This is a genomic window from Nannocystis punicea (genome assembly GCF_026965555.1).
GTDB classification, from domain to species: Bacteria; Myxococcota_A; Polyangia; order Nannocystales; family Nannocystaceae; genus Nannocystis; species Nannocystis punicea.
The window spans coordinates 2,402,572-2,424,708 of record NZ_CP114040.1; the positions used below are offsets into that span (position 1 = coordinate 2,402,572).

12 protein-coding genes are annotated in these 22,137 nt (G+C 71.8%); 3 read left to right on the top strand and 9 right to left on the bottom strand.

All coding sequences use genetic code 11. The features are described from left to right. Position 1 precedes the first annotated feature (1 nt). On the bottom strand, positions 2–2,215 hold the full coding sequence (locus O0S08_RS09265; protein WP_269038676.1) for a CapA family protein: 2,214 nt from the start codon (positions 2,213–2,215) through the stop codon (positions 2–4). Between the two features lie 186 nt (positions 2,216–2,401). On the opposite strand from O0S08_RS09265, the gene O0S08_RS09270 reads away from it, so the two are divergent. Continuing rightward, the gene (locus O0S08_RS09270) at positions 2,402–2,962 is read left to right on the top strand and encodes a hypothetical protein (RefSeq protein ID WP_269038677.1); all 561 of its coding nucleotides are present in this window, start codon (positions 2,402–2,404) and stop codon (positions 2,960–2,962) included. 223 nt (positions 2,963–3,185) lie between these two features. Here the strand turns inward: O0S08_RS09270 and O0S08_RS09275 are convergent, their stop codons facing one another. The 3 genes from O0S08_RS09275 to O0S08_RS09285 form a co-directional block, all read right to left on the bottom strand. Continuing rightward, on the bottom strand, positions 3,186–8,057 hold the full coding sequence (locus O0S08_RS09275; protein ID WP_269038678.1) for a DNA topoisomerase 3: 4,872 nt from the start codon (positions 8,055–8,057) through the stop codon (positions 3,186–3,188). A gap of 478 nt (positions 8,058–8,535) precedes the next feature. Next, positions 8,536–9,342: a hypothetical protein gene (locus tag O0S08_RS09280; protein ID WP_269038679.1), complete on the bottom strand. Its 807-nt coding sequence runs from the start codon at positions 9,340–9,342 to the stop codon at positions 8,536–8,538. After that, positions 9,329–9,919: an RNA polymerase sigma factor gene (locus O0S08_RS09285; RefSeq protein WP_269038680.1), complete on the bottom strand. Its 591-nt coding sequence runs from the start codon at positions 9,917–9,919 to the stop codon at positions 9,329–9,331. Before O0S08_RS09285 ends, O0S08_RS09280 begins: the two co-directional genes overlap by 14 nt. A 448-nt stretch (positions 9,920–10,367) precedes the next feature. On the opposite strand from O0S08_RS09285, the gene O0S08_RS09290 reads away from it, so the two are divergent. Then, complete coding sequence (locus tag O0S08_RS09290) at positions 10,368–13,892, top strand: LamG domain-containing protein (protein ID WP_269038681.1); 3,525 nt, start codon at positions 10,368–10,370, stop codon at positions 13,890–13,892. A 51-nt stretch (positions 13,893–13,943) separates the two neighbouring features. Here the strand turns inward: O0S08_RS09290 and O0S08_RS09295 are convergent, their stop codons facing one another. Continuing rightward, positions 13,944–15,056, bottom strand: coding sequence for a vWA domain-containing protein (locus tag O0S08_RS09295; RefSeq protein ID WP_269038682.1), 1,113 nt, complete (start codon positions 15,054–15,056; stop codon positions 13,944–13,946). A 570-nt stretch (positions 15,057–15,626) separates the two neighbouring features. Here O0S08_RS09295 and O0S08_RS09300 point away from each other — a divergent pair. Beyond that, entirely contained in the window at positions 15,627–16,922 is a 1,296-nt protein-coding gene (locus O0S08_RS09300) for a DUF4215 domain-containing protein (RefSeq protein ID WP_269038683.1), read from the top strand. A 69-nt stretch (positions 16,923–16,991) separates the two neighbouring features. Here the strand turns inward: O0S08_RS09300 and O0S08_RS09305 are convergent, their stop codons facing one another. From O0S08_RS09305 to O0S08_RS09320, 4 genes are all read right to left on the bottom strand, one after another. Continuing rightward, the gene (locus O0S08_RS09305) at positions 16,992–17,399 is read right to left on the bottom strand and encodes a hypothetical protein (protein ID WP_269038684.1); all 408 of its coding nucleotides are present in this window, start codon (positions 17,397–17,399) and stop codon (positions 16,992–16,994) included. A 77-nt stretch (positions 17,400–17,476) separates the two neighbouring features. Then, on the bottom strand, positions 17,477–18,691 hold the full coding sequence (locus tag O0S08_RS09310; protein WP_269038685.1) for a PAS domain S-box protein: 1,215 nt from the start codon (positions 18,689–18,691) through the stop codon (positions 17,477–17,479). A 133-nt stretch (positions 18,692–18,824) separates the two neighbouring features. Further along, entirely contained in the window at positions 18,825–20,624 is a 1,800-nt protein-coding gene (locus tag O0S08_RS09315) for an acyl-CoA dehydrogenase (protein WP_269038686.1), read from the bottom strand. Between the two features lie 275 nt (positions 20,625–20,899). After that, positions 20,900–22,060 carry a phytochelatin synthase family protein gene (locus O0S08_RS09320; protein WP_269038687.1) on the bottom strand — a complete coding sequence of 387 codons (1,161 nt, stop codon included), beginning with the start codon at positions 22,058–22,060 and terminating at the stop codon, positions 20,900–20,902. Positions 22,061–22,137: the final 77 nt, after the last annotated feature.

The window sequence follows — 22,137 nt, forward strand, 5'->3', positions numbered from 1 at the left end:
CTCACCGGGCCGCGTAGCGGCGGTGGGTGAACACTGCGTCCATGCGGGTGATGTCGGGCGCGACGTCGCGGAAGCGGACGAAGTCCCACTTGTTGGGGGTGGGGATCGCCTCGCCGGAGCGGACCGTGCGCTCCCACTGGATCGCCCGGACATCGTCGATGAAGGCGACGCCGGTGCCGCGCGCGGGCCGATCTTGCCGAAAGGACAGGTGCATCCCGCGCGCGCCGGCCGGCGGAGTGACTGTGGCCGAGAAGCGGGCCCAGTCGTAGTTGCCGGCTTTTTGGGTGAACACGACCTGCTCGCCGAGCAGCTCGGCGTCGACGAAGAAGCGCGCGCGCACCACCACGGCCCCGGCCGCCTCGCCGCGCAGGTAGCCGCGGACGGTGATCGGCCTGTCGCCGTCGATCGGGACGCGGCGGCGGGTGACCAGCGAGGTCGTGTCGTCCAGGGCCGCCGAGCGCCGCAGGGCCGCCGCGCGCGCGCCGTGGCGCACGGTGCGGCCCTGGACGAACGCCGACGCGCTCAGCTCCCAGCCGAAGGCGTCGCCCGTCTGGCCGTCGACGTCGCCGTCCTCGAAGTCGCCGTGATCGAGGAGGTCGCGGCCGAGCCAGATCTGCGCGGGGACGTCGGTGTCGACGCGCGCCAGGTTGTCGGCCCCGCCGCGGCGGGCGAACGTCACCGCGCCGCTGTCGCGGCCGAGGACGGCGAGTTGCACCGGCTCGCGCGTGTCGGTGGTGGCGTAATGACGCGGGTCGGCGAACGCGAGCACGCGGTGGCGCGAGGGGAACACGACCGCGCCGCGGAGGCCGTCGCGCGCGGGCGGCAGGGTGGTGGAGAGGTGGCCGATCGAGCGACCGACGCGGGCCAGGGCCTCGCCGGCCAAGAGCCGCGGGACGTAGCCGTCGAGGCGCACGGGGATCAGCTCGACGCGCTCGACCCGGTGACCGCCGTCGCGGACGTCGACGTCGACCACGGCGATCGCCGACTCGACCGTGTCGTGGGTGGTCTGGTCGAACAGGAAGTTGCCGAGCGACATCAATACGAACCGGGGCGCGTCGGCGCCGTCGACGACCGCGACGCCCTGCAGCACGTGCGGGTGATGGGCGACCACCAGGCCGGCGCCGCCCTCGATGGCCTCGACGAACAGGGCGCGCATGGCCGCGGTCGGATAACGGGCGTACTCGTCGCCGCCGTGCAGCATCGGCACCGCGAACGCCTCGCCTGCTTCGGCGAGGAAGTCGCCGAGGTTGTGGGCCGAGGCGTACAGCGCCCCGCTCTTGGCCGGGTCCTCGGCGACGAGGCGATAAGTGGCGTGGTCGAGGCCGTCGACGCGCATCTGCGACAGACCCAGCAGCACGACGTCGACGTCGTTCACGGCGCGGACGATCGCAGTCTGCCGCGCCTGGCTCTCGTTGATGCCGGCGCCGGTGCCGTCGAGGCCGGCGGCGGCGAGGAACTCGAGGGTGTCGGCGACGCCGGGCGCGAGGAAGTCGAACACGTGGTTGTTGCCCGAGCTGACCGCGTCGACGCCGGCGTTCACCAGGCCCTTCAGGGCGTCGGGGTGCGAGTGCAGGACGTAGGGCTTGTACGGGTGCGGCGTGCCCGGGCGATCGGTGACCACGCATTCGAGGTTGACCACGGTGTAATCGGCGCTGGCCAGAGCGTCGCGGACGAATCGCAGCACCCGCTCGGCGTCGGCGGTCCGCGATTCGGGGCGGATCAGGTCGCCCGGCTCGCCCTCGACGCCGTCCTGATCGTCGTCGACGAAGCGGCGCCCGAGCATGGTGTCGCCGACGAACATCAGGCGCGCGCGCCAGGGCCGGCGCGCGGTCATGGTCAGGGCGCCGGCGTCGACGGTGCCCTGCCGGGTCGGTCGCTGCAGATCGATCGGCACCAGCTCGGTGTAATGCGAGCCGTGGCTCAGGCGCAGCAGCAGCGAGCGCCGGGCCAGGCCGGAGACGGTGAAGCGTCCCTCGGGCCCGCTGACGACTCGAGGTTGATTTGCGGCCGCAGCGAAGTCGACCGCCTCGACGGTGACGCCGACGAGCGGACGGCCGGCGCGATCGAGGACCCGGCCCCGCAGTCGCACTGTCCCGTCCCCAGGAGCCGCCGCCAGGGTCGGTTCGGGGGCTCCGCGCGCGGCCGATGGACCGAGCGCGGTCAGGATTGCGAGCAGCAGCGGGCCGAGGCGTCGCACGAACGTCGAGCAATCCATGGTGCTTCGCGCAAGGATGGATCGCGGCGACGGGGTGACCAGCGAGCGACGGAGCGGGGTCGGTGCACGCTGCAGCGATTCTTTTCCGCAGTGTGCACGAGGGGGCGAATGTGCGCCTCGAAAGATCGAGCACGCCCGCCGTCACCTTTTTCGCGGGGGCCCGTAGAGCGAGGCAACGGAGACAACATGCTGCGCACCACCATCGCTTCGCTCGCCCTCCTTCTCGGCGCCCTCGTCGGCCCGGCCGGCTGCCAGAACGACCTCGAGGTCCAGGCCCGCTCGGCCGAGCTCGCCGATCTGCCCGGCATCACCGTCAAGATCGCCGGCGTCGACCTCGACCACGCCGAGGTCCAGGCGATCGCCAAGCACCTCGAGGGCAAGACCGTGGAGACCGGCGCGGAGATGGTGCGCATGAAGAAGGACGATCAGACCGGTTCGTCGGTCGAGATCGAGCTGTACGCGAAGTCGCTGCCGTCGGCCGAGGCGATGACCGGCGACCTCAAGACGGCCTTCCCGAAGCTGGCGGACGCGACGATCACGGCCGCCCCCGCGACCGGCAACATCGACGACCTGCCGGTGATCGAGGTCAACGAGGTCAGCAAGGAGCTCTCGCCCGAGGAGGCGAAGCAGCAGATCCTCGAGCAGCTGCAGGCCGACGGCGTCGACGGCGACGTGAACGTGCAGATCCAGGACAGCGCCGAGGGCCGCCGCATCGAGGTCAAGATCGAGAAGCAAGAGGCCCACTGATCGCGGACCGCGGAGCGCACGCGTTCATGCGCGGTCATCGACCGGCGCTCGCTCGCGCCGGCGGTGGAGGTGGACTGGCCGCGTCGAGGTCGAGCTCGAGGAGCGAGAGGTCCACGGATCGCGGAGCGCGTGCCGTCATGCGTCGTCACCGGCGCTCACTTGCGCCAGGCCAAGGATTCAGGACAGCATCGAGGTCGAGCTCGAGGTCAAGAAGCGCACGCTCTCATGCGCTGTCATCGACCGGCGCTCGCATGCGGCGAGCGGTGGTCGTGCGCTTCGCGGTCGTGCGCTTCGTGGTCTTCTTCGCGGTCTTCTTCGCGGTCTTGCGCTTGGCGGAGGCCGGACGGCTGGGTCGGCGGCGGGTCGTCGACTTGGACTTCTTGGCCGGCGTCTGCTTCGGCAGCCGCAGCCCCGCGGCGGTCATGTCGTGCGACTTGCCCGCGGCCGTCAACGTCGCGCGCTCGAACGGGATGAGCTTGCCGCGCTTGGTGAACGACGCCTCCTCGAGGGTCACGAGGCCCGCGGCGACCAGGCCGCCGAGCAGGTGCTCGAACGAGCGTCGATCGACGTCGCCGTCGGGGAACAGCTCGCGGTGGAGCCGGCCGGTGGCCTGACCGTCGGCCTTCGTCAGCGCCGCGAGCAGGCGCGACGCGTGGACCTGCTCGCTCGCGCTCGGGGCGCGGAATTCCTGGGCGATGCAACGATCGGGGGCGCACGCGTCGCAGATGCCGCAGGGCTCGCCGCCGTCCTCCTGATCGCCGAAGTGACGGACGAGGCGCACCATCCGGCAGCCGTGCGACTCGGCGAAGCGCGCCATGTCCTGCAGCTGGGCCTGCTTGTGCTCGCGCTGGGCGGCGTAGCCGGCCTTCCAGGTGGCCGCGCCCTTGGCGATCTGGCCGTCCCCGCTCTCGAGCGCGCCGCCGTGGATGAGCAGCTTCTCGAGGGCCCGCTCGAACGCCTCCCGCCCGGCGCGGCTGCGCTTCTTGTTCAGCGAGGCGCGGTCCGCCGGCGTCTTCGGCAGCCGGGCGTAGATCCGCTCGAGCTCGGGGGGCTCGGGGTAGTCGCGCTCGTGGAAGAATTCGTGGGTCTTGCGATCGACGTAGGCGTGGAACAGGACCGCCCGCGCGGCCTTGCCGTCGCGGCCGGCGCGGCCGATCTCCTGATAATAGCCCTCGAGGCTGCCGGGCAGCGCGGCGTGGATGATGGTGCGCACGTCGGCCTTGTCGATGCCCATGCCGAAGGCGGTGGTGGCGACGATGACCTCGCGCTGGCCGGCGAGGAAGGCCGCCTGGACGCGGTCGCGGTCCTCGTTGCCCATGCCGGCGTGGTAGGCCGCGGCGAGCCGCGGACCGAGCGCGCGGGCCAGCTCCTCGGCGCTCTTGCGGGTGGCGGCGTACACGATCGCGGGCCGCCGCGCGCGCTCGGACAGGAGCTCGCAGATCGCCGCGGCGCGCTCGCCCGGGTTGCGCTCGATGACCTCGATGGCGATGTTGGTGCGGCGAAAGCCGTGGATGAAGCGTTTGGCGGCGCGCAAACCCAGCTGATCGACGATGTCGTCCTGGACGGTGGGCGTGGCGGTGGCGGTGAGGGCGATGATCGGCGCCGGGCGCAATGCGGGCAGTCGCTGGCCGAGCAGGCGATAGTCCGGGCGAAAGTCGTGGCCCCACTGAGAGATGCAGTGGGCCTCGTCGACGGCGATCAGGGCCGGCGTGCGGCGGGCGAGCATCTCGGGGAAGCCGGGCACGCGCAGGCGCTCGGGGGCGATGAACAGGAAGTCGAGCTTGCCGGCCAGGTAATCGAGGCAGACCTGGCGCGACTCGGCGCGACCGCGGCCCGAGTGGATGCGCTCGGAGCGAAAGCCGCGGGCCGAGAGCCTGGTGGACTGATCTTCCATCAAGGCGATGAGCGGGCTGATCACCAGAGTGGTGCCGCCGCGGGCGATGCCGGGCAACTGATAGCACAGCGACTTGCCGGCGCCCGTCGGCATGACGAGCAGGAGGTCGCGGCCGCGCGTGGCGGCGCTACAGACGGCCTCCTGGTAGGGGCGAAAGCCGGGGAAGTCGAACCGTGAACGAAGCAGGCCGAGCAGGTCGTCGTCGGACTCGTTCGCAGCGGCGCGGTGCGGTGGGGTGGCAGAAGAGGCTTCGAAGAGGTCGCTCGCGGAGTCGCGGCGAGTCGGGGTCGGGACCGGGGAGAGATTGTTCGTGGTTCCGCGTCGAGGCGGGGTGGCGGGAGTGACGTCAGGATCGGCGCTCGCGGAGCTGCGGCGAGGCGGGGGCACGGAATCGAAGAGGTCGGCCGTCGCTCCGCGGCGAGGCTGGGTCGCGGGAGCGGCTTCATCGTGGCCCTTCGCAGGAGCGCGGCCAGGCGGAGTCGCGGAATCAAAGCGGTCGGCCGTCGCTCCGCGGCGAGGCGAGGTCGCGGAAGCGGCTTCATCTCGCTCGCTCGCAGCAATGCGACGAGGTGAGCGCACGGAAGCGGAACCGAACAGGTCGCCCGTCGTTTGGCTGCGAGGCGAGGTCGCGGAAGCGGCTTCATCGTGCTCGTCCGCAGAAGAGCGGCGAGGTGGAGCCGCGGGAGCGGAGTCAAAGAGGTCGCGCGTAATTCTGCGACGAGGTGGGGTCGCCACAGAGGCCTCGTCTTGCTCGTTTGCAGGCAAGCGGCGAGGCGAGGTCGCGGAAGCGGCTTCAGCTTGCTCGCTCGGAGAAATGCGGCGAGGCGAGGAAGCGGAGTCAAAGAGGTCGCCCGTCGCTCCGCGGCGAGGCGGGGGCGCGGGAGCGGCGTCAGGATGGTCGCTGGCAGAAATGCGGCGAGGCGAGGAAGCGGAGTCGAAGAGGTCGCCCGTCGCTCCGCGGCGAGGCGGAGTCGCGGAAACGACTTCATCTTGCTCGCCGGCAGAAATGCGGCGAGGCGAGGAAGCGGAATCAAAGAGGTCGCCCGTCGCTCCGCGGCGAGGCGGGGTCGCGGAAACGACTTCATCTTGCTCGCCGGCAGAAATGCGGCGAGGCACGGGCACGGAATCGAAGAGGTCGCCCGTCGCGGGGCGGCGCGGCGGGGTCGCCCCGGGCCGATCACTCGCCGATGTGTGGCTCCCGGCACGAGCACGGGGAGGCTCGGTCGCGAGAGGAGGCCCGGGAGGCTCGCTCGCGGCGGGCGGGCACCGCTCGGCGGCTGCGGGGCCCGAGGGATTCGGGAGCGGCGCGATGCCGGTGACGCGGCCGACGACGGCGGAGACGTACGATTCGATCGCGGCCATGAAGGTCGGCAGGTCGCCGTCTCCGCGCGACATTCGCTTGAGCTTGGCCTCCCATTCGCCGGTCATCGCCGGGCTCTTGACGTCGGGGTGGACGACCGAGATCAGATGAATGCCCTTGTCGGTGGCCGCGAGCGACTTGCCCTCGCGGACCACGTATTCGCGGCGCAGGAGCGTCTCGATGATCTGGGCCCGCGTGGCGGGGGTGCCGAGGCCGAGGTCGCGCATCGCGTCCGAGAGCTCCTTCTCTTCGAGCTGCCGGCCGGCGGTCTCCATCGCGGTGAGCAGGGTGGCCTCGGTGTGGCGCGGCGGCGGTCGCGTCTGCTTGGCGAGGATGTTCGCCGCGAGCACCTGCTGCAGCTGGCCGCGGGCGAGGCCGGCGGGCAAGGCTTGATCGCCGGGGTCCGCCTCACCGGCGCGCGACTCGGCCTTGCCGCGGGTTTTGGCGGCCGGCTTGCCGTGGCCGACCTCGACCACCTTCCACCCGTGCTGCTGGACCGCGGTGCCGCGGCTCTCGTAGTGATCGACGATCTCGGGCGCGTCCGCGGACGTGATCGTGGTGACCACGGTGGTCGCCGAATAGACGTAGTCCTCGTGCCAGGCCGCGAGCAATCGGCGGCAGATCAGGTCGTAGATCTTCTGCTCGTGGGCGGTCAGGGTCGCTTCGTTCGGCGACTTCGCGGTGGGCAGGATGGCGTGGTGATCGGTCACCCGGGCGTCGTCGACGAAGCGGCGCCCGAGCGGCCGCTGGCCGCTGCCGGGGGCGAGCAGACCGGGATAGCGGCCGCCCACGGCCGCCACGACGTCGGCGAGGGTCGCGGCGATGGCGGTGGAGAGGTGGCGGCTGTCGGTGCGCGGATAGCTGATCAGCTTGTGCCGTTCGTACAGCGCCTGGGCCACGTCGAGGGTCTTCTGCGCGCTCAGGCCGTACAGGCGATTGGCGTGGCGCTGCAGCTCGGTGAGGTCGTACAGCAGCGGAGGCGGGATCTTGCGGGTCTCGGCCTTGAGCGACGCGATCGCGGCCCGACCGGCGAGCGCCCGCGCGACGATCGCCTTCGCTTCCACGCCGTCGGCCGGGAGACGCCTGCGCCTGGCCGGCTCGTCGTCGGCCTCGCCCGGGGCCGGCGGGCGAAACCACGTGCCCTCGTAGGCGGCCGGGGGCGTCGCGTCGGTGATCGGCTGGAAGCGGGCCACGACCTCGCGGTAGTCCTCCGGCACGAAGTCGCGGATCGCCAGCTCGCGCTGGACGAGCATCGCCAGCGTCGGCGTCTGCACGCGGCCGACCGAGATGTCCTGATCGAGGGTGAGGCTGTAGGCGCGAGAGAGGTTCATGCCGACCAGCCAGTCGGCGCGGCTGCGGCCGCGGGCGGCGTCGGCCAGATCGTCGAAGTCGGCGCCGCTGCGCAGCCGCGAGAAGCCCGCCAGGATCGCCTCGCGGGTCAGGGACGAGATCCACAGGCGGCTCACCGGCTTGCGGCAGCCGGCGGCCTCGTAGATGTAGCGGAAGATCAGCTCGCCCTCGCGGCCGGCATCGGTCGCGCAGATGACCCGCGTGACGGCGCGGTCGTTCAAGATCCGCTGCACCACCGCGAACTGCGACCGGGTGTCGGGGATGACGACCAGCGGAAAACGGGTCGGCAGCATCGGCAGGGTGAAGAGGCTCCAGCGCCGCCACGCGGGGTCGATCTCGTGCGGCTGGGCCAGCGCGACGAGGTGGCCGATGGCCCAGGTGACGATGGTTCCGCTGCCCTCGAAGAAACCATTGCGGCGGCCCGTGACGCCGAGCGCAGCGGCGATGTCGCGGGCGACGGAGGGCTTCTCGGCGATGACTGCGGTGGTCACGGAGCGACGCGGACCTTAGCACACGCGGATCGGCGCGCCGCTCCGGAGACGGGGCGAGGCGCCTGCGCTCGCGTGCCGCCCCGGCGGCCCGAGCTGCGCATGGGAGCGCTCGCCGGGGTCGAGGTCACGCCGCAGCGGCCTCGCCGCCATGTCCTTTCGGACATGTCCGCGGATATCACGGCGAGAGGGTTCGCCCTCGGCTTCGACGCGGATCTTGCTCTCGCGGCGGGCAGCGGCCTCGGTCGGCGAAAATCACGGCCCGGCGGACTCGCGCTCGGCGTCGAGGCGGAGGTCGAGCTCACGGCGGGCGGCGCAGTGGTCGGCGAGAATCACGGCCCGGCGGACTCGCGCTCGCCTTCGATGCGGAGGTCGAGCTCGCGGCGGGCAGCGCCGTGGTCGGCGAGAATCACGGTGAGAGGGCTCGCGTTCGGCTTCGATGCGGAGCTCGAGTTCGCGGCGGGCGGCGTCGTCGCGAAAGTCACGGCCCGGTGCGCTCGCTCTCGGAGCCGATGCGAAGCTCGAGCTCGCTGCGGGCGGCGCCGTCGTCCGGGAGCTCGCCCTCGGCTTCGATGCGGATCTTGATCTCGCGGCGGCCGGCGCCGTCGTCGGAGATCTCGACCTCGGCGTCGCCGCGCAGGCCGCGGGCCTCGAGGCGCTCGAGGATCTGCGCGCGCGCGGCCTCGGCGTCGTCCTGGTCGAGCAGCTCGAGGTCGAACCATTCGAAGCCGAGGCGGCCGCCGAGGGTGCCGTGGACCGTCTCGACGAGCGGCTCGATCCGGCAGCTCTCGACCTTCAGCTCCGGCATGTCCTCGACCTCGGCCAGCAGCTCGTCGTCGATCCGAGCGGCGTCCCCGCCCCAAAGATCGATGCGCACGGTCGCGGCGCTGCCGTGGTCGGCGTGCACGCGCATCGTCACCTGCTCGGCGGCGGCGCGCTGCTCCAGGCGATCGGCCAGGGCGCGTAGGCGGTCGCTGGTCGGGACGTCCTCGCCGATGGCCTCGCACCAGACCGTCGCGCCGAAGCCGCGGTCGTAGTCGTAGGGCATCCGGCAGGCGGCCGCGACCGCGACCGCGGCCAGGCCGGTCGACAGCGCCCAGCGGTAGCCGCGGACGAACCCGGCGAGGCGAGGCCGGGCAGGCGCGGGGTGGCGGCGCGCGAACCTGGCCATGAGGTCCTGTTCCAAAGACGGTGGCGGAACGGACATGTCCGATAGAACATGTTCTTCGGGCGCGCCGGCGCGGTAGAGGCGCCGGAGCGCGGCGGGGAGGCGATCAGGCCAGGGCACCTTCGGCTCCTTTCTTGCCCGGGGCGGGGCGGAGGCGGGCGCGGAGGTCGCGGAGGGCCCGCGACACGCGCTGTTTGACGGCGGCCTCCTGGAGGCCGAGGACGTCGGCGATCTCGCGGTGGCGCAGGCCGTCGGCGAAGCGCAGGGCCAGGAGCTCGCGGGTGTCGGCGGGCAGCTCGCTGACGAGGGCGGCGAGCTGGCCGAATTGTTCGCGCTGGAGGAGGCCGCCCTCGGGGCCGATCGCGTCGCTCGGCAGGAGGTCGAGCAGCTCCGGCGCGGCCGCGGGCCGCCGCTTGCGCAGGTGATCGATGACTGCGTTGCGGGCGAAGGTGAGCAGCCAGCCGCGCACGCTGCCGCGCTCGCGGTCGTAGTCGCCCAGCTTCTCGACGAAGGCGACGAACACCCGCGCGGTCAGGTCCTCGGCGTCGGCGCGGGCAGGCACGCGCCGGGCGACGAAGCGGACGACGTCGGGGTAGAGGTCGCGGTAGAGCGCGCGGAACGCCTCGCCGTCGCCGTCGCGGGCGCGGGCGAGGCGACGCGCGTGGAGCTCGTCGCGCAACGGCCAGGGGAGCTGCATGTCTGTCCGCAGGGTACGGGCCGGCGCGAAAAAGGTGACAGGCGCGAAGTCACGACCTTCGGGCGGGCCGCGCGCGAGGCGGAGGTCGCCGATCGAGGACGACGAGACGGCGGGCGCGAGCCGAGGGGGTCCCCTTTATAGCGAGCCGAGAGTCGGCGTGTGGCGCGGCGCCGGGGCGGCCGGGACATCGGGCGAGCCGGCGCGAGCAGCGTGAACGCAGTTCATCCGCGCGTGTCGTAAGAGACATGTTCTTTTGGACATGCATGACGTGGGTCGGGAGTGGTTGTGGAGAATTGATGGAGAGCGATCGGGCTGCTCGGCGCGGGGGTGCGCGGCGATGGTGGCACGATTGCGCATTGTGGAGGAGTGATGGAGGGTCTGCGATTGGGCCGACGCGGCGGCGTCGGAGCGGCTAGACAAGGCGGCGGTTCGAACGGAGGAGTCGACGATGAAGGTTATCGAGGTTGCGGCGAAGGGGTATATCGACATTCCCGGGGTCTCGCTCGCGGAGGCGAGCGAGGGGTTCAGCGTCCAGCTATGGGTGCGGCCGACCGGCGTGGGCGGGCCGATCTGGCGGTGGGGAGACAGCGGGCCGATACTCATCATGACGGGGAACGGCGCGCTCGAGCTGCGCGTCGGGGTGCTGAAGCTGCTGGCGCCCGGGGCGACGGCGACGGGTCGCTGGACGCACGTCGCGGTGGAATTCGCGGCCGACGGGAACGCGGCGATCTTTATCGATGGGATCCAGGCGGCCGTGGGGTCGCTGCCGAAGCTCGCGGCGACGTCGTTCATTCGCCTCGCGGACGCGGGCGCGCCCGGCTTCGCGCTCGCCGACGTGCGGCTGCTGTCGCGGGCGCGGGCGGCGGACGAGCGCTCGCCGTCGGCGAGCCCGCAGGGGCCGCTGGCGCACTACGCCGGTCAGATCGAGGGGACGAGCGTGCGCGACTCGGGGCCGCAGGGGCGGCACGGGCAATTGGTGGGCGGGGGCCAGGCGGTCGAGGTCGCCGACCTCGACGTCCTGCGGAGCGCGAGCCCGGGCGCGATCGTGTGGGACGAACGCGAGGACGTCCTCGAGCTGCCGGCGGTGACGACCGACTTCTCCGGCGGGATCGCCGTCGAGGCGTGGATCCGGGCGCGCAAGGGCGAAGACCGCATGTCGGTCGTCGCGCTCGGGGGCCCGGACTTCTTCAACGTCTGGTTCAGGCCGGGCGACGGGACGCTGATCGTCGAGTTCGTGGCGACGGCCGGCGCGCAGGTGATCAAGGTCCCCGGCGTGGTGCGCGGCGACGAATGGCAGCACCTGTGCGTCTCGGTCGACGGCGGCGGAATGTGCAGAGTGTACGTCGACGCCCGCACCGTCCACGAGCAGCAGGTGAAGGCGCCGGCGGTCGCGCGCGACGGGGCGCGCAAGGGCGGCACGATCGGCGAGCGGTTCCTCGGCGAGCTCGCCGAGCTGCGCGTGTGGCAGCGCGGGCGCTCGCTCGAGGAGGTGCGGGCGCTGTGGCTGCGACGCGCTCGCGGCGACGAGGATCGGCTCGCGCTCTGCTACCACCTCGACACGCTCGCTGAAGGATTGGCGTACGACGCCGGGAAGCGCCGCCAGCACGCGCGGCCGATGGGCAGGTTGACGTGGGGCGACGGGCCTGGCCTGCCGCTGCGCGCCCTGGGAGACACGCGCCGGGTCCACGTGCGCGCGCTCGGCAAGCTGCTGCTCGACGAGCTGCCGGTGTCGCTGTTCCCGAGCAAGACGATCGACGTGCCCATGGGGGGGTTCGGGGACATCGACATCAAGGTGCCGACGGCGATCGAGTACGGGACAGTGCACGGCTCGCTGGTCCGCTGCGCGGTGTACGAGGTGGCGATCGAGCCGCGCGCGGCCGACGGCAGCAAGCTGGCGGGCGAGGTCGAGGTCCGCGTCGACGCGCCGGTGACGGTGGTCCGCAGCGACGGCGGCAAGCAGCGGATCGAGGCGTGGAAGCCGGGCGCCGCGGTGAAGGTCGCGGTCAGCGACGGCGGCCGCGCGCGCGTGCGGGTGCTCGCCGCCAAGGCGCTCGACTGCCCGGCGCTGCGGGTCCGCGCGGCCGGGATGGACGGCGACTGCTGGGCGGTGGTGCGGCCGGCCGACGCGGCGCAGCGGCAGCTGGCGAGCCTGAGCGCGTCGGCCTTGAAGAAGCCTCCGCCGGGCAAGACGCCGGTGCTGAAGGGGAGCATGCCGAGCGACGACGCCGAGGCGGTGACTCAGTTCATGCGCGACACGGCCCGCGCGCTGCCGCAGGCCGCGCCGGTGCCGATCCTGAAGGGCGAGAAGCTGTCGTGGGGCGACGTGTGGGGGACGATCGAGGGGGCCGGCAAGGCGGTCGGCAGCGCGGTCGTCGACCTCGGCGGCGACGTGGCGAAGCTGACGATCTCGGCCGCAGAGGACGCGACCAAGCTGGCCCACAAGGCAGCCGGCGCGGCGGTCCGCACCGGCGAGCAGATCGTCCGCGGCTGCATCGCCGACGCGCGCGACCTCGCGGTCGACGGGGCGTCGGCGACGTGGGGCGCGGTGACCGTGGTCGGCGAGATGGTCGTCGACGGGACGAAGAAGATGTTCCGCACGATCGTCGCCGGGGCGCTCGAGGTCGCCGGCGCGATCGAGGCGTTCCTCGAGCGGATCGGCGCGGCGATCCGCGACTTCATCGAATTCCTGGCGATGCTGTTCAACTGGGAGAAGTTCCTCGCCAAGTCCGACGAGCTGTACGACCTGGCGAAGGCGCAGTTCGGCAAGGTCAGCGGGTACGCCGGGCAGATCCGCGAGATCCCGGCGCTGCTCGATCAGCTGGTGGCCAAGCCGGTGCGGAGCGGGCTGTCGGGCAAGTCGCTGGGCCAGGCGTTCGGCGTCGGCGACTTCGAGCTGCCCGACTTCGACGAGCTCAAGTGGCTGGTCGACGTGATCGAGGAGGCGTTCACCGGCTCGCCGCCGAAGCTCGAGGACGATCCGAAGGGGTCGCAGGGTCCGACGCAGCTCGACAAGGCGAAGACCGCGAGCGAGAGCGAGGCGACGACGGCGGCGCTGCCGAAGGCGCTGCTGGACGGGCGTGACGTGCTGGACACGTCGATGGACGCGCTGCTCGACCTGCCGAAGAAGACGTGGGCCGCCGGGCGATCGGTGACGACCGAGATGACGGGCTGGATCGCCGACCGCACCGACGACCTGGCCGATCAGGCCCGCAGCACCCTGACGACGCGGTTGAAGGTCCCGTACCTGACCGACGTGATCGAGGTGGCGATCCTGCGCGGGCGCAAGCTCGACATGCTGCGCCTGATCGCGCTGGTCGGGGCGGTGCCGGCGGTGCTGGCCAAGGGCGGCAACAAGTCGACCGGGTCGCTGCAGAAGTCGGCGAAGTCGCAGGCGGAGGAGGCGATCCGCTGGACGCAGTTCGGGATCAGCCTCGTCAACTCGGCGCTGTTCATCGCTCGCAGCGCGTCCGAGTGGGCCGATGAATTCGTCAGCGTGTGGGCGTTCAGCGCGCTCGGCGGGGCGACGTCGGTGGTCGCGGCGGCGTTCGACATCGGCGCGGCGGCGGCGTTCGAGGACGAGGAGACGCGGTGGTTCGGCATCACGCACGGGGTGCTGGCGCTGTGCGGGGGGCTGTGGATGATCGGCTCGACCGCGTGGGCCATCGCAGCTCCCGAGAGCCTGGAGGTGATCGCGATCGTCGACGCGGTGGTCGAGGTCGTGATCGGCGGCGGCGAGCTGGCGACCGCGATCGTCGTGTTCGCCCAGGGCGAGCTCGGGGACGACGAGTTCTGGGCGCAGTTCGGCTACCGGATGGCCAATTGGAGCCTGCGCGGGCTGTACCGCGTGCTCGACGGCGTCGACAACAGCCAGATCAAGGCCGCCAACGCGCTGACGACCAGCTGCGCGGTGGCGATCCTGGCCTGCGATCTGTGCGAGATGGGCTGGGGGATCGCCGGCATCGCGCAGGGATGAGCAGGTGCGGCTTCGGCGGCGAGCGAAGGTCGCCGCCGGGGCCGGGGCCGATCACCCCGGGGGCATGAAGTTCTCGCAGGCCTCGTCGATGAGGCCGATCGCCTGCGAGAAGAATTGCTTGTAAGAGGGCGAGCAGATCTGGCCGATGAAGCCGTTGGTGAACATCTCGGTGAATTGGACGATCCGCGGCGACAGCTCGGCGCCGGTGATGCCGCCGTTGCACTTGTCGAGCGCGGGGCACATCGGATTGACGGGACCGATCAGCGAAAGCACGACGATGTTGGTCTCGACGTCGCCCTTGGCGGCCTTGAGGCCGGTGTACCAATTGCCGGGCTCGCCGGGCGAGCCGGACTGCGGCACCATCTGGCAGGCGGCGACCTCGTGGTCGTCCTCCTCGTCGGTGATGAGGACGACGACCAGCAGCGCGTCGTCGCGGATGAAGCCGTCGTTGCAGGCGCCGGGCGCGTTGTTCTGCTTCTGCACCGCCTGCAGCATGGCGTACATCGGCTGCTCGTTGCCGTCGCCGCCGGTGCCGACCTGGCCGGCGCAGGCGAACTTGGTCCCGAGGTCGTCGGTCTCGCTCATCCAATTCTTGCCGCTGGCGTAGGGGCCGCAGACGGCGTTGCTCGAGCTGGCGCCGCCGGTCTGGCTGATGAGGCCGCCGTGCATCTGACAGCCGGGGCCGTTGTAGATGTTGCTGTCGCTGCTGATGACGCCGACGTGGTAGCTGTCGGTGTTGATCAGCTGGGTCTGCATCTCCGACACGAAGTCGGGGAAGCTGTTGACGAGGTTGATCTGCTCGTCGGCCATGCTGCCGCTGTTGTCGATGACGAACAGCAGGTCGACCTTCTTGCAGCCGGTGTCGGGCTGGGGCAGGCCGCCGTCGGGCGTCAGGCCGATGTCGAACTTGGGCGCAGGACCGCTGTCGGCGTTGCTGGTGGCGGGCTCGCTGGTGTTCGCGTCGGTGCCGCCGGTGGTGGTGGGGCTGGTGCTGGTGCCGTCGGTGGCGCCCGTGCTCGTGCCGTCGCTCGTCAGGGTCAAGTTGCTGATCCCGCCCGGAGTCAGCCCGGCGGTCGGATTGGTGCTGCCGCCGCCGCCGTCGTCGCTGCAGGCGGAGAGGCAGGGGACGCCGAGCGTGATGAGGGACAGGGCGAGTGCGCGCATCAAGAATCACGGTAAGCCCAGGAGCCAAGCGTCTGCAAGCGGAGTCCCACGCCCCAGGGCCGGAGGTCACGCGCGGACGCCCGACCCCGATCGCGGCCGCGGTGGCCAGAGATCGATCGATCCGTGGACGCGGTGCGACGGGGGCGTGAAATGCAGCGACGCCTTCGTTTGCGGCGGTCCGTGGGGTCCTCGAAGGCGACTGAAACAGGATCTACTGATTCTCGCATCGCGGGGAGCCGCGGGCAGGACCACGCGGGCGCAGGCGCGCGACGAGAGGGCCGCCTCGGCGACCGGGGATCGTCGGTGCTGTAGCGGAGGCCGGGATGCGCGAGGGCGCGATCGATCGTTGTCGATCCTCGCTCGAAACCGGTGATTGTGCATAGTCAGTCTTTGCTCATTGTCTGGCGGCGGTCTGGTGATTCGCCGGCGCCGGCAGACGTCGGCGCGCGGGGGTGCGCGGGCAGGCCGGCCGATGGGGGCCGCCAGCGGCACGTGGGCGGCCGACCTTCTGCTTGGCGAGGCGCCCGCGGCCGGGCATCCTCCCCCGGCCCTCCGGAGCTGTTCAAAATCATGATTCGTGCCCCGTTCGCGCTGCCCGTCACCCTGTCGCTGCTCGCAGTCGCTTGCGGGCCGGTCGCCCCCGCCATGACCACCGAGGACGTCACGGACACGATCGACGAGACGGGAAGTACCGGCACCACGGGCGACGAATCGACGACCACGGATCCGTCCACCGGCGGGCCGACGACGACGACGAGCGAGCCGACCACCGTCGATCCGACGACGGGCCCGCCAGGGACCACGGGGGCGCCGGTATGCGGCGACGGGATCGCCGAGGGCGGCGAGGCGTGCGACGACGGCAACGCCGACGACACCGACGCGTGCACCAGCGCCTGCGTGCCGGCGGTGTGCGGCGACGGGCTGATCCACGTCGGGGTCGAGGAGTGCGACGACGGGAACAGTGACAACAACGATAGCTGCGTGATGTGCCAGGGCGCGGTGTGCGGTGACGGCTTCGTCAGCCCCGGCGAGACCTGCGACGACGGCAACCTCGAGGCCGACGACGGCTGCTCCGGCGATTGCATCGCCGAGTTCTGCGGCGACGGGATCCTCCACACCGGCGAGGGCTGCGACGACGGCAACAGCGACGACACCGACTTCTGCACCAACGCGTGCCAGCCGGCGGTCTGCGGCGACGGCCTCGTGCTCACGGGCGAGGAGGCGTGCGACGACGGCAACGCGAACGACGGCGACGCCTGCCTGAGCGACTGCAAGCTGGCGAGCTGCGGCGACGGGGTGGTCCACGACGGAGTCGAGGCCTGCGACGACGGCAACGACGTCGACCTCGACGCCTGCTCGAACGCGTGCGAGGCGGCGAGCTGCGCGGACGAGAAGGCGAACGACGGCGAGACCGACGTCGACTGCGGGGGGCCGACTTGCATGCCCTGTTCGGAGGGACAGGTGTGCGAGATCGACGTGGACTGCCAGTCCGGCAATTGCGAGGCGGGCACGTGCGGCGGAGTGACGCTGATGGTGCCCGACTGCGCGCCGGCGGACGTCGACGCGGCGACCGTGTTCACGATGGTGGTGCAGCCGAAGTGCGGCTGCCACACGGGCGGCTCGGGCGGGCTGACGATGAACGGCGCCGCGACCGTCAAGAGCAACAACGTCGGGGTGGCCGCCACGAACGCCGACATGAACCGGGTCACCGCGGGGGACGTCGACCAGAGCTATTTGCTTTATAAAATTCTCGGGCAGCAGAACAAGGTGCCCGGCGGCGGCGGTTCGACGATGCCGCTCGGCGGCACCCTGACCGACGCGCAGAAGTGCGTCCTGATCAATTGGGTGAAGGGCGGCGCGCCGTGAGCGGCGCACTGCCATCATTTTGATGCGCGGACTGTCATGGGTGCCGGCGCGCGGTGAGGAGGGAGCGCGTCAGCGCTGCTCGCCCGGGTCCTCGTCGGCATCCTCCTGGCGCCCGAAGACCACATCGCGCCAGTGTCGCTTCGCGTCCTCGCCGGCGGGCGCGAAGCCGGTGGCCTCAGCGTCACGCTCGCTCGCCAGGATCACCGCATAACGCAGGAGTTCGGCGAAGCGCGGTAATTGCACGACATCGCCCGGCTCCGCCGTCGAGACGGCCCAGTACAGCGAGGCGTCGAGCAGCACCGGTGTGATCTCGCCGCGTGCGGCGCTGGCGATGATGCCTTCCACGGGATGCCCGGGCGGACCGATCAGCGCCGCGACCACCAAGTCGTTGGCGAGCATCGCCGCGTTGGCGGGCAGCTGCGGGCGATTCGCCGCCGAGTCTTGCCGCGCGCCGAACAGCCTGTCGAAGAGTCCCATCGACGGATGGTAGTCGATTCGCGCGCCGGTTTGGACGCCGGGGAGCGGCGTTCGCCGGCACGGTCGCCCGGGGGGGCTCAGCGGCGGCGCTTGCGGGCCATGGCGAGGGTGAGCTGGACGGCGTCCTGCAGGGTGCCCAGGACCATGAGCGAGTCGCCCGGCTGCAGGCCGTATTCGATCAGGGCGCTGGCGGTGGCCGGCTGGATGCCGGTGAGCACGGTGCGGGCGCCGATCAGTCGGATCGCCTCGATCAGCTGGATGATGCGGCCGGCGGGGGTGGTGTCGACGATGCGCAGGCTGGTGAGGTCGAGGATGATGATGCGGGCCTGATGGTGGACGATCGCGTCGAGCAGCGCCTCGCGCACGTGCAGCGAGCGCGCCTCGTCGAGCGAGCCGACGACGGGCAGCATCAGCACGCCGTGGGCGAGCGGCAGCACCTGGGCCGACATCTCGGCGATGAGCTCGGCCTGTTGCCGGCGGATGATCTCGTCCTGGCGCTCGCGCTCGCGGATCGCGGTGTGCAGGCGGGTGACGTCGCGGACCTGCGTGGCCGCGGCCCCGCGCCCGCCGGCGGCGCCGGGGATCGAGAACATGGTCAGCTCGAGGTCGACGCGCACGCCGTCGAGGCGCATGAACTCGGTGGTGCCGGCGGTGAAGTCGAGCAGCATCGACGCTGCGTCCTCGGCGGTGGCCTCGGGCGGGAGGGCGAGGATCCGCCGCAGCGCCGGGTTGCAGAACATCGGCGCGGTCGGGGTGTTGGGGCGCACGAGGACGCCGTCGGGCGAGTGGTGGACCAGCGCCTCGAACACGCGCACGGCCTCCTCGGCGCGCTTGCGTTCGGTGACGTCGATGGCGACGCCGCCGATGCCGTTGCCGGGGCGGCCTGGGTCCTCGCCGCGGCCGAGCGGGAAGATGTGCTCGAGGAACACGCGCTCGCGGTCGTCGATCGGGATCTCGAACTCGCTGACGCTCGGCGTGCCGGTGCGGATCACCTCGCTCATCACGTGCTGGATCTCCGCGGCCACGTCGGCGTCGAGCAGGTCCGACTCGAGCTTGCCGACCACCTGATCGGGCGTGCGTCCGAGCAGCGTGGCGTGCAGGCGATTGCTCAGGGTGAAGCGGCCCTCGAGGTCCTTGGCGTACAGGACCATCGGCGCGTACTCGGCGAGCGCGCGCAGCAGGGAGGCGGTCTGCGTCAGCTGCCGTCGCTGCTGCTCGTGGGCCTGCTGCAGCGCGGCGTTGGTCGCCTGCAGCGCTGCGATCTCGGCCTCGAGTTCCTGGACGGTGGGCATGCTCGAGTCCGAGTGTAGGCAGTTTGCCGCGGGAGACCGGTATTGTCACCGTCCGCCCCGAAGCGTGAGTCGGCGCGCGTATGCAAGGGCGTGTCGGGTCCTCCCTCAGCCGTGCATCGCGCGCGGGCGCGCTTCAGAACCACTCCGGTCGGGTGTTCGCGTACGAGTCCTCCTCGTCGCGGCACAGGCGTACGAGCGGGGCGACGCGGGGCAGCTCGGTGCGCAGCCAGTACTGCGCGGCCTGGAGTTTGCCGCGGTAGAAGGCGAGGTCGTCTGTCGACAATGTCCCGCGGGACAGGGCTGTGCGGGCGGCCGTGGCCTGGCGCAACCATTGCCAGGCCACGGTGATGGTCATGAAGATGTCGAGGACGTCATGACTGTGGCGGAGCATGCGCTCGGGGTCGGCTTGGTGACGTCCGGCGAGCTCTGCGATCAGCGCTCCGGCTGCGCCTGCAGCGTCTTGCACCGCTGCGAGATCCGCGAGGTCGGCGCCCGCCGCCTGCGCTTGGGAACATGTCTGCAAGATCTCGCGGCCGAGCGCCTGCAGGGCTCCAGGAGCCAGAGCGCGGCGGCCCAGCAGGTCGAGGCCGTGGATCGTCGTGGTGCCCTCGTGGATGCTGTTCAGCTTCTGGTCGCGCAGCCACGCCTCCGGCAGGTACTCGCTCGAGTAGCCGTAGCCGCCGTGGATCTGCAGGGCCAGGACGTTGCTGTCGTAACCGCGCTCGGCGGCGAAGCTCTTGGCGATCGGCGTCAGCAGGTCGAGCAGCAGCGCCGACCGCCGGCGCTCGTCCTCGTCCTCGGCGTGGTGGGCCAGGTCGGTCAGGCGCGCCGTCTCGATCAGCAAGGACAGGCCGCCCTCGACGATCGCCTTCTGGCGCAGCAGCATGCGCCGGACGTCGGCGTGCTCGATGATCGGCACCGGCGGGCTGTGCGGGTCGCGGCGGCCCGCCGGGCGGCCCTGACGGCGCTCGCGGGCGTAGGCCAGGGACTCGTGGTAGGCGACGGCCGCGGTGGCGATGCCGTTGAGGCCGACCATCAGGCGGGCCTCGTTCATCATCTGGAACATGTACGAAAGGCCATGTCCCGGATGACCGACGAGCTCGCCGCGACAGGCGCCGCGCTCGCCGAAGTTGATGACGAGGCTCGGCAGGCCGCGCCAGCCGATCTTGTGGATCATGCCGGCGGTGCTGACGTCGTTGTCGACCAGGCCGTCGGGCCCGGGCCAGAGGCGCGGGATGGCGAACAGCGAGATGCCCTTGATCCCGGCCGGGGCGCCGTCGATGCGCGCGAGGGTCAGGTGGACGATGTTGTCGGCGAGGTCGTGGTCGCCGCCGGAGATGAAGATCTTGCCGCCCTGGATCGCGTAGGTGCCGTCTTCCTGCGGGACCGCGCGGGTGCGGATGTCGGCCAGGCTGCTGCCGGCCTGCGGCTCGGTGAGCGCCATGGTGCCGGTCCACTCGCCGGCGTACATGCGCCGCATGTACCTGTCCTTCAGGTCATCCGAGCCGAACGCCTCGATCAGGTGGGCGGCGCCGGCGGTCAGGCCGGCGTAGCAGTAGGCGCCGAGGTTGGCGGCCATCAGGTAGGCCTCGGCCAGGAGGGCGACGGTGCGCGGCAGCTGCTGGCCGCCGACCTCGACCGGGCGCGAGGCGGTGATGATGCCGAGCTCGCACAGCCGCGGCCAGATCGCGCGCATCTGCGGGTGGACGTGGATCCGCCCGCCGGTGAAGGTCGGCGCCGCCTCGTCCATCGGCCGATAGGCGGGGTACAGGACGTCGCGGGCGAAGCTCCGCGCGTTGGTGAGGAAGAGGTCGAAGGTGTCGCGGTCGTGGTCGGCGAAGGCCGGCAGACGCAGCAGCGCGGCGGCGTCGTGTACCTCGTACAGCTGGAAGGCGACGTCGCGGTCGGACAGGAGCGGGTTTCCGGCGGTCACGCGGGGCAGGATATCGCAGGCAGCCAGCGGCTGCGCGGCCGTCCTTCGCGGGCGACGGGGACTCCGCGCGCGGTGGCGAGAAGTTCCGCACGCCCTCGGGCGGAGAGGTCGGCGAGTCGACGCGGCAGGGCGGGCGTCTCGGATGAATGCATCGACATGTCCTAAAGGTCATGCGATGATTCGGCGCGGTGGCGGCCGGGCCTCGGTGAGGCGTTCATCGTCGGCGCAGCGGCTGCACCGTCGATGCGCGTCTCTGGCGAGATCGTTGCGAGCGATCAATCGCTCGCGCAGCGGCTACAGGTCGGTGAGCGGGTCAGCGCGCTGAGGTCGGCGAGCTGGCGGCGGACGTGATCGGCCTCGATGCGCACTGCGGGCGGCAGGCGGTCGAGGTCGATCAGCGGCAGCAGCTCGGCGCGGGCGGCGGCGGACAGCGCCGACCAGGTCTCGAGCGGGAGGGCGAGGAGCAGCAGGGTCGCGGCGTCGGTCGGCCACGGCGGGGCCAGGGCATCGACGCGGGCGTGCAGCGGGAGCGCGCGGAGGGCCGCCAGCAGGGCCTCCGCCGCACCTGTCTGTTCGGACAGGGCCAGCGGGCGCCGCTCGATCGCCAGCGGCAGCTCGGGGAGGACCGAGAACAGCGCGCGCAGGGCCGCGTCGAGGTCGCCCGCGGGCGCGCCGGCGAGGGCCGCGGTGAGGGCGGCGAGGGCCGCGGCGAAGGCCTCCCAGCCGCCGCCCTCGACGCAGCGGGCGGTGAACAGGAGGCTCGGCGGGCGGCTGCTCCGGCGCAGGGCGACCCACCCGCGCGGGCGGCCGGTGGTCGGGTCGCTCGGCCGCGTGGCGGCGTACAGGGCGGGCACCGCGACCCAGTGCGGCGGGTACTTGAAGCGGGCCACGTCGAGCACGAGGGCGTGGTCGCTGGCCGGGTCGTAGCCGCCGATCGGCGAGAAGTGGCCGGCGCCGGTCTGGCCGAGGGTGCCGCGGTCGTAGCTGACGATCAGCGCCGGGTCGACGTTCGAGCGCGCGGCCGCGGCGATGGCGGCGCGAAACTCGGCCAGGGAGCGCTCGTCGGGCCGGTGGACCTCGGCGTGGGCGCCGTTGCAGCGGGCCAGGCAGGCGAATTCGTCGAGGGTGATGCCCTGGGCGCGCACGCGCTCGAGCGGGCTGCAGCAGTCGAGCAGCTCCTCGCTGAACCACCGCCACGGGCCTTTCCACAGGCGGCCCGGATCGACGCCGAGGGCGTTGAGGGCGACGACGAGGGTACCGAGGCCGCAGAAGGCCGGATCGGCCTGGGTGTGGAACTGTTCGATGAGCGGGAAGAACGACTCGAGGCCGCCGGCCGCGCGCGCCGCGTCGAACAGGGCGCGCCCCTCGGGCGAGGCGAAGGCGACGAGCTCGCGCGGCAGGGGCCGCCGGTAGAGGCTGGGGGCAGGGGCGTTCATGGCGGTCGCGGCGATGATCGGGGGTCGCGGCGGGTTCGTCGAGCGCGACGCGGGGGCGATGCAGCGAAGGTGTCGCG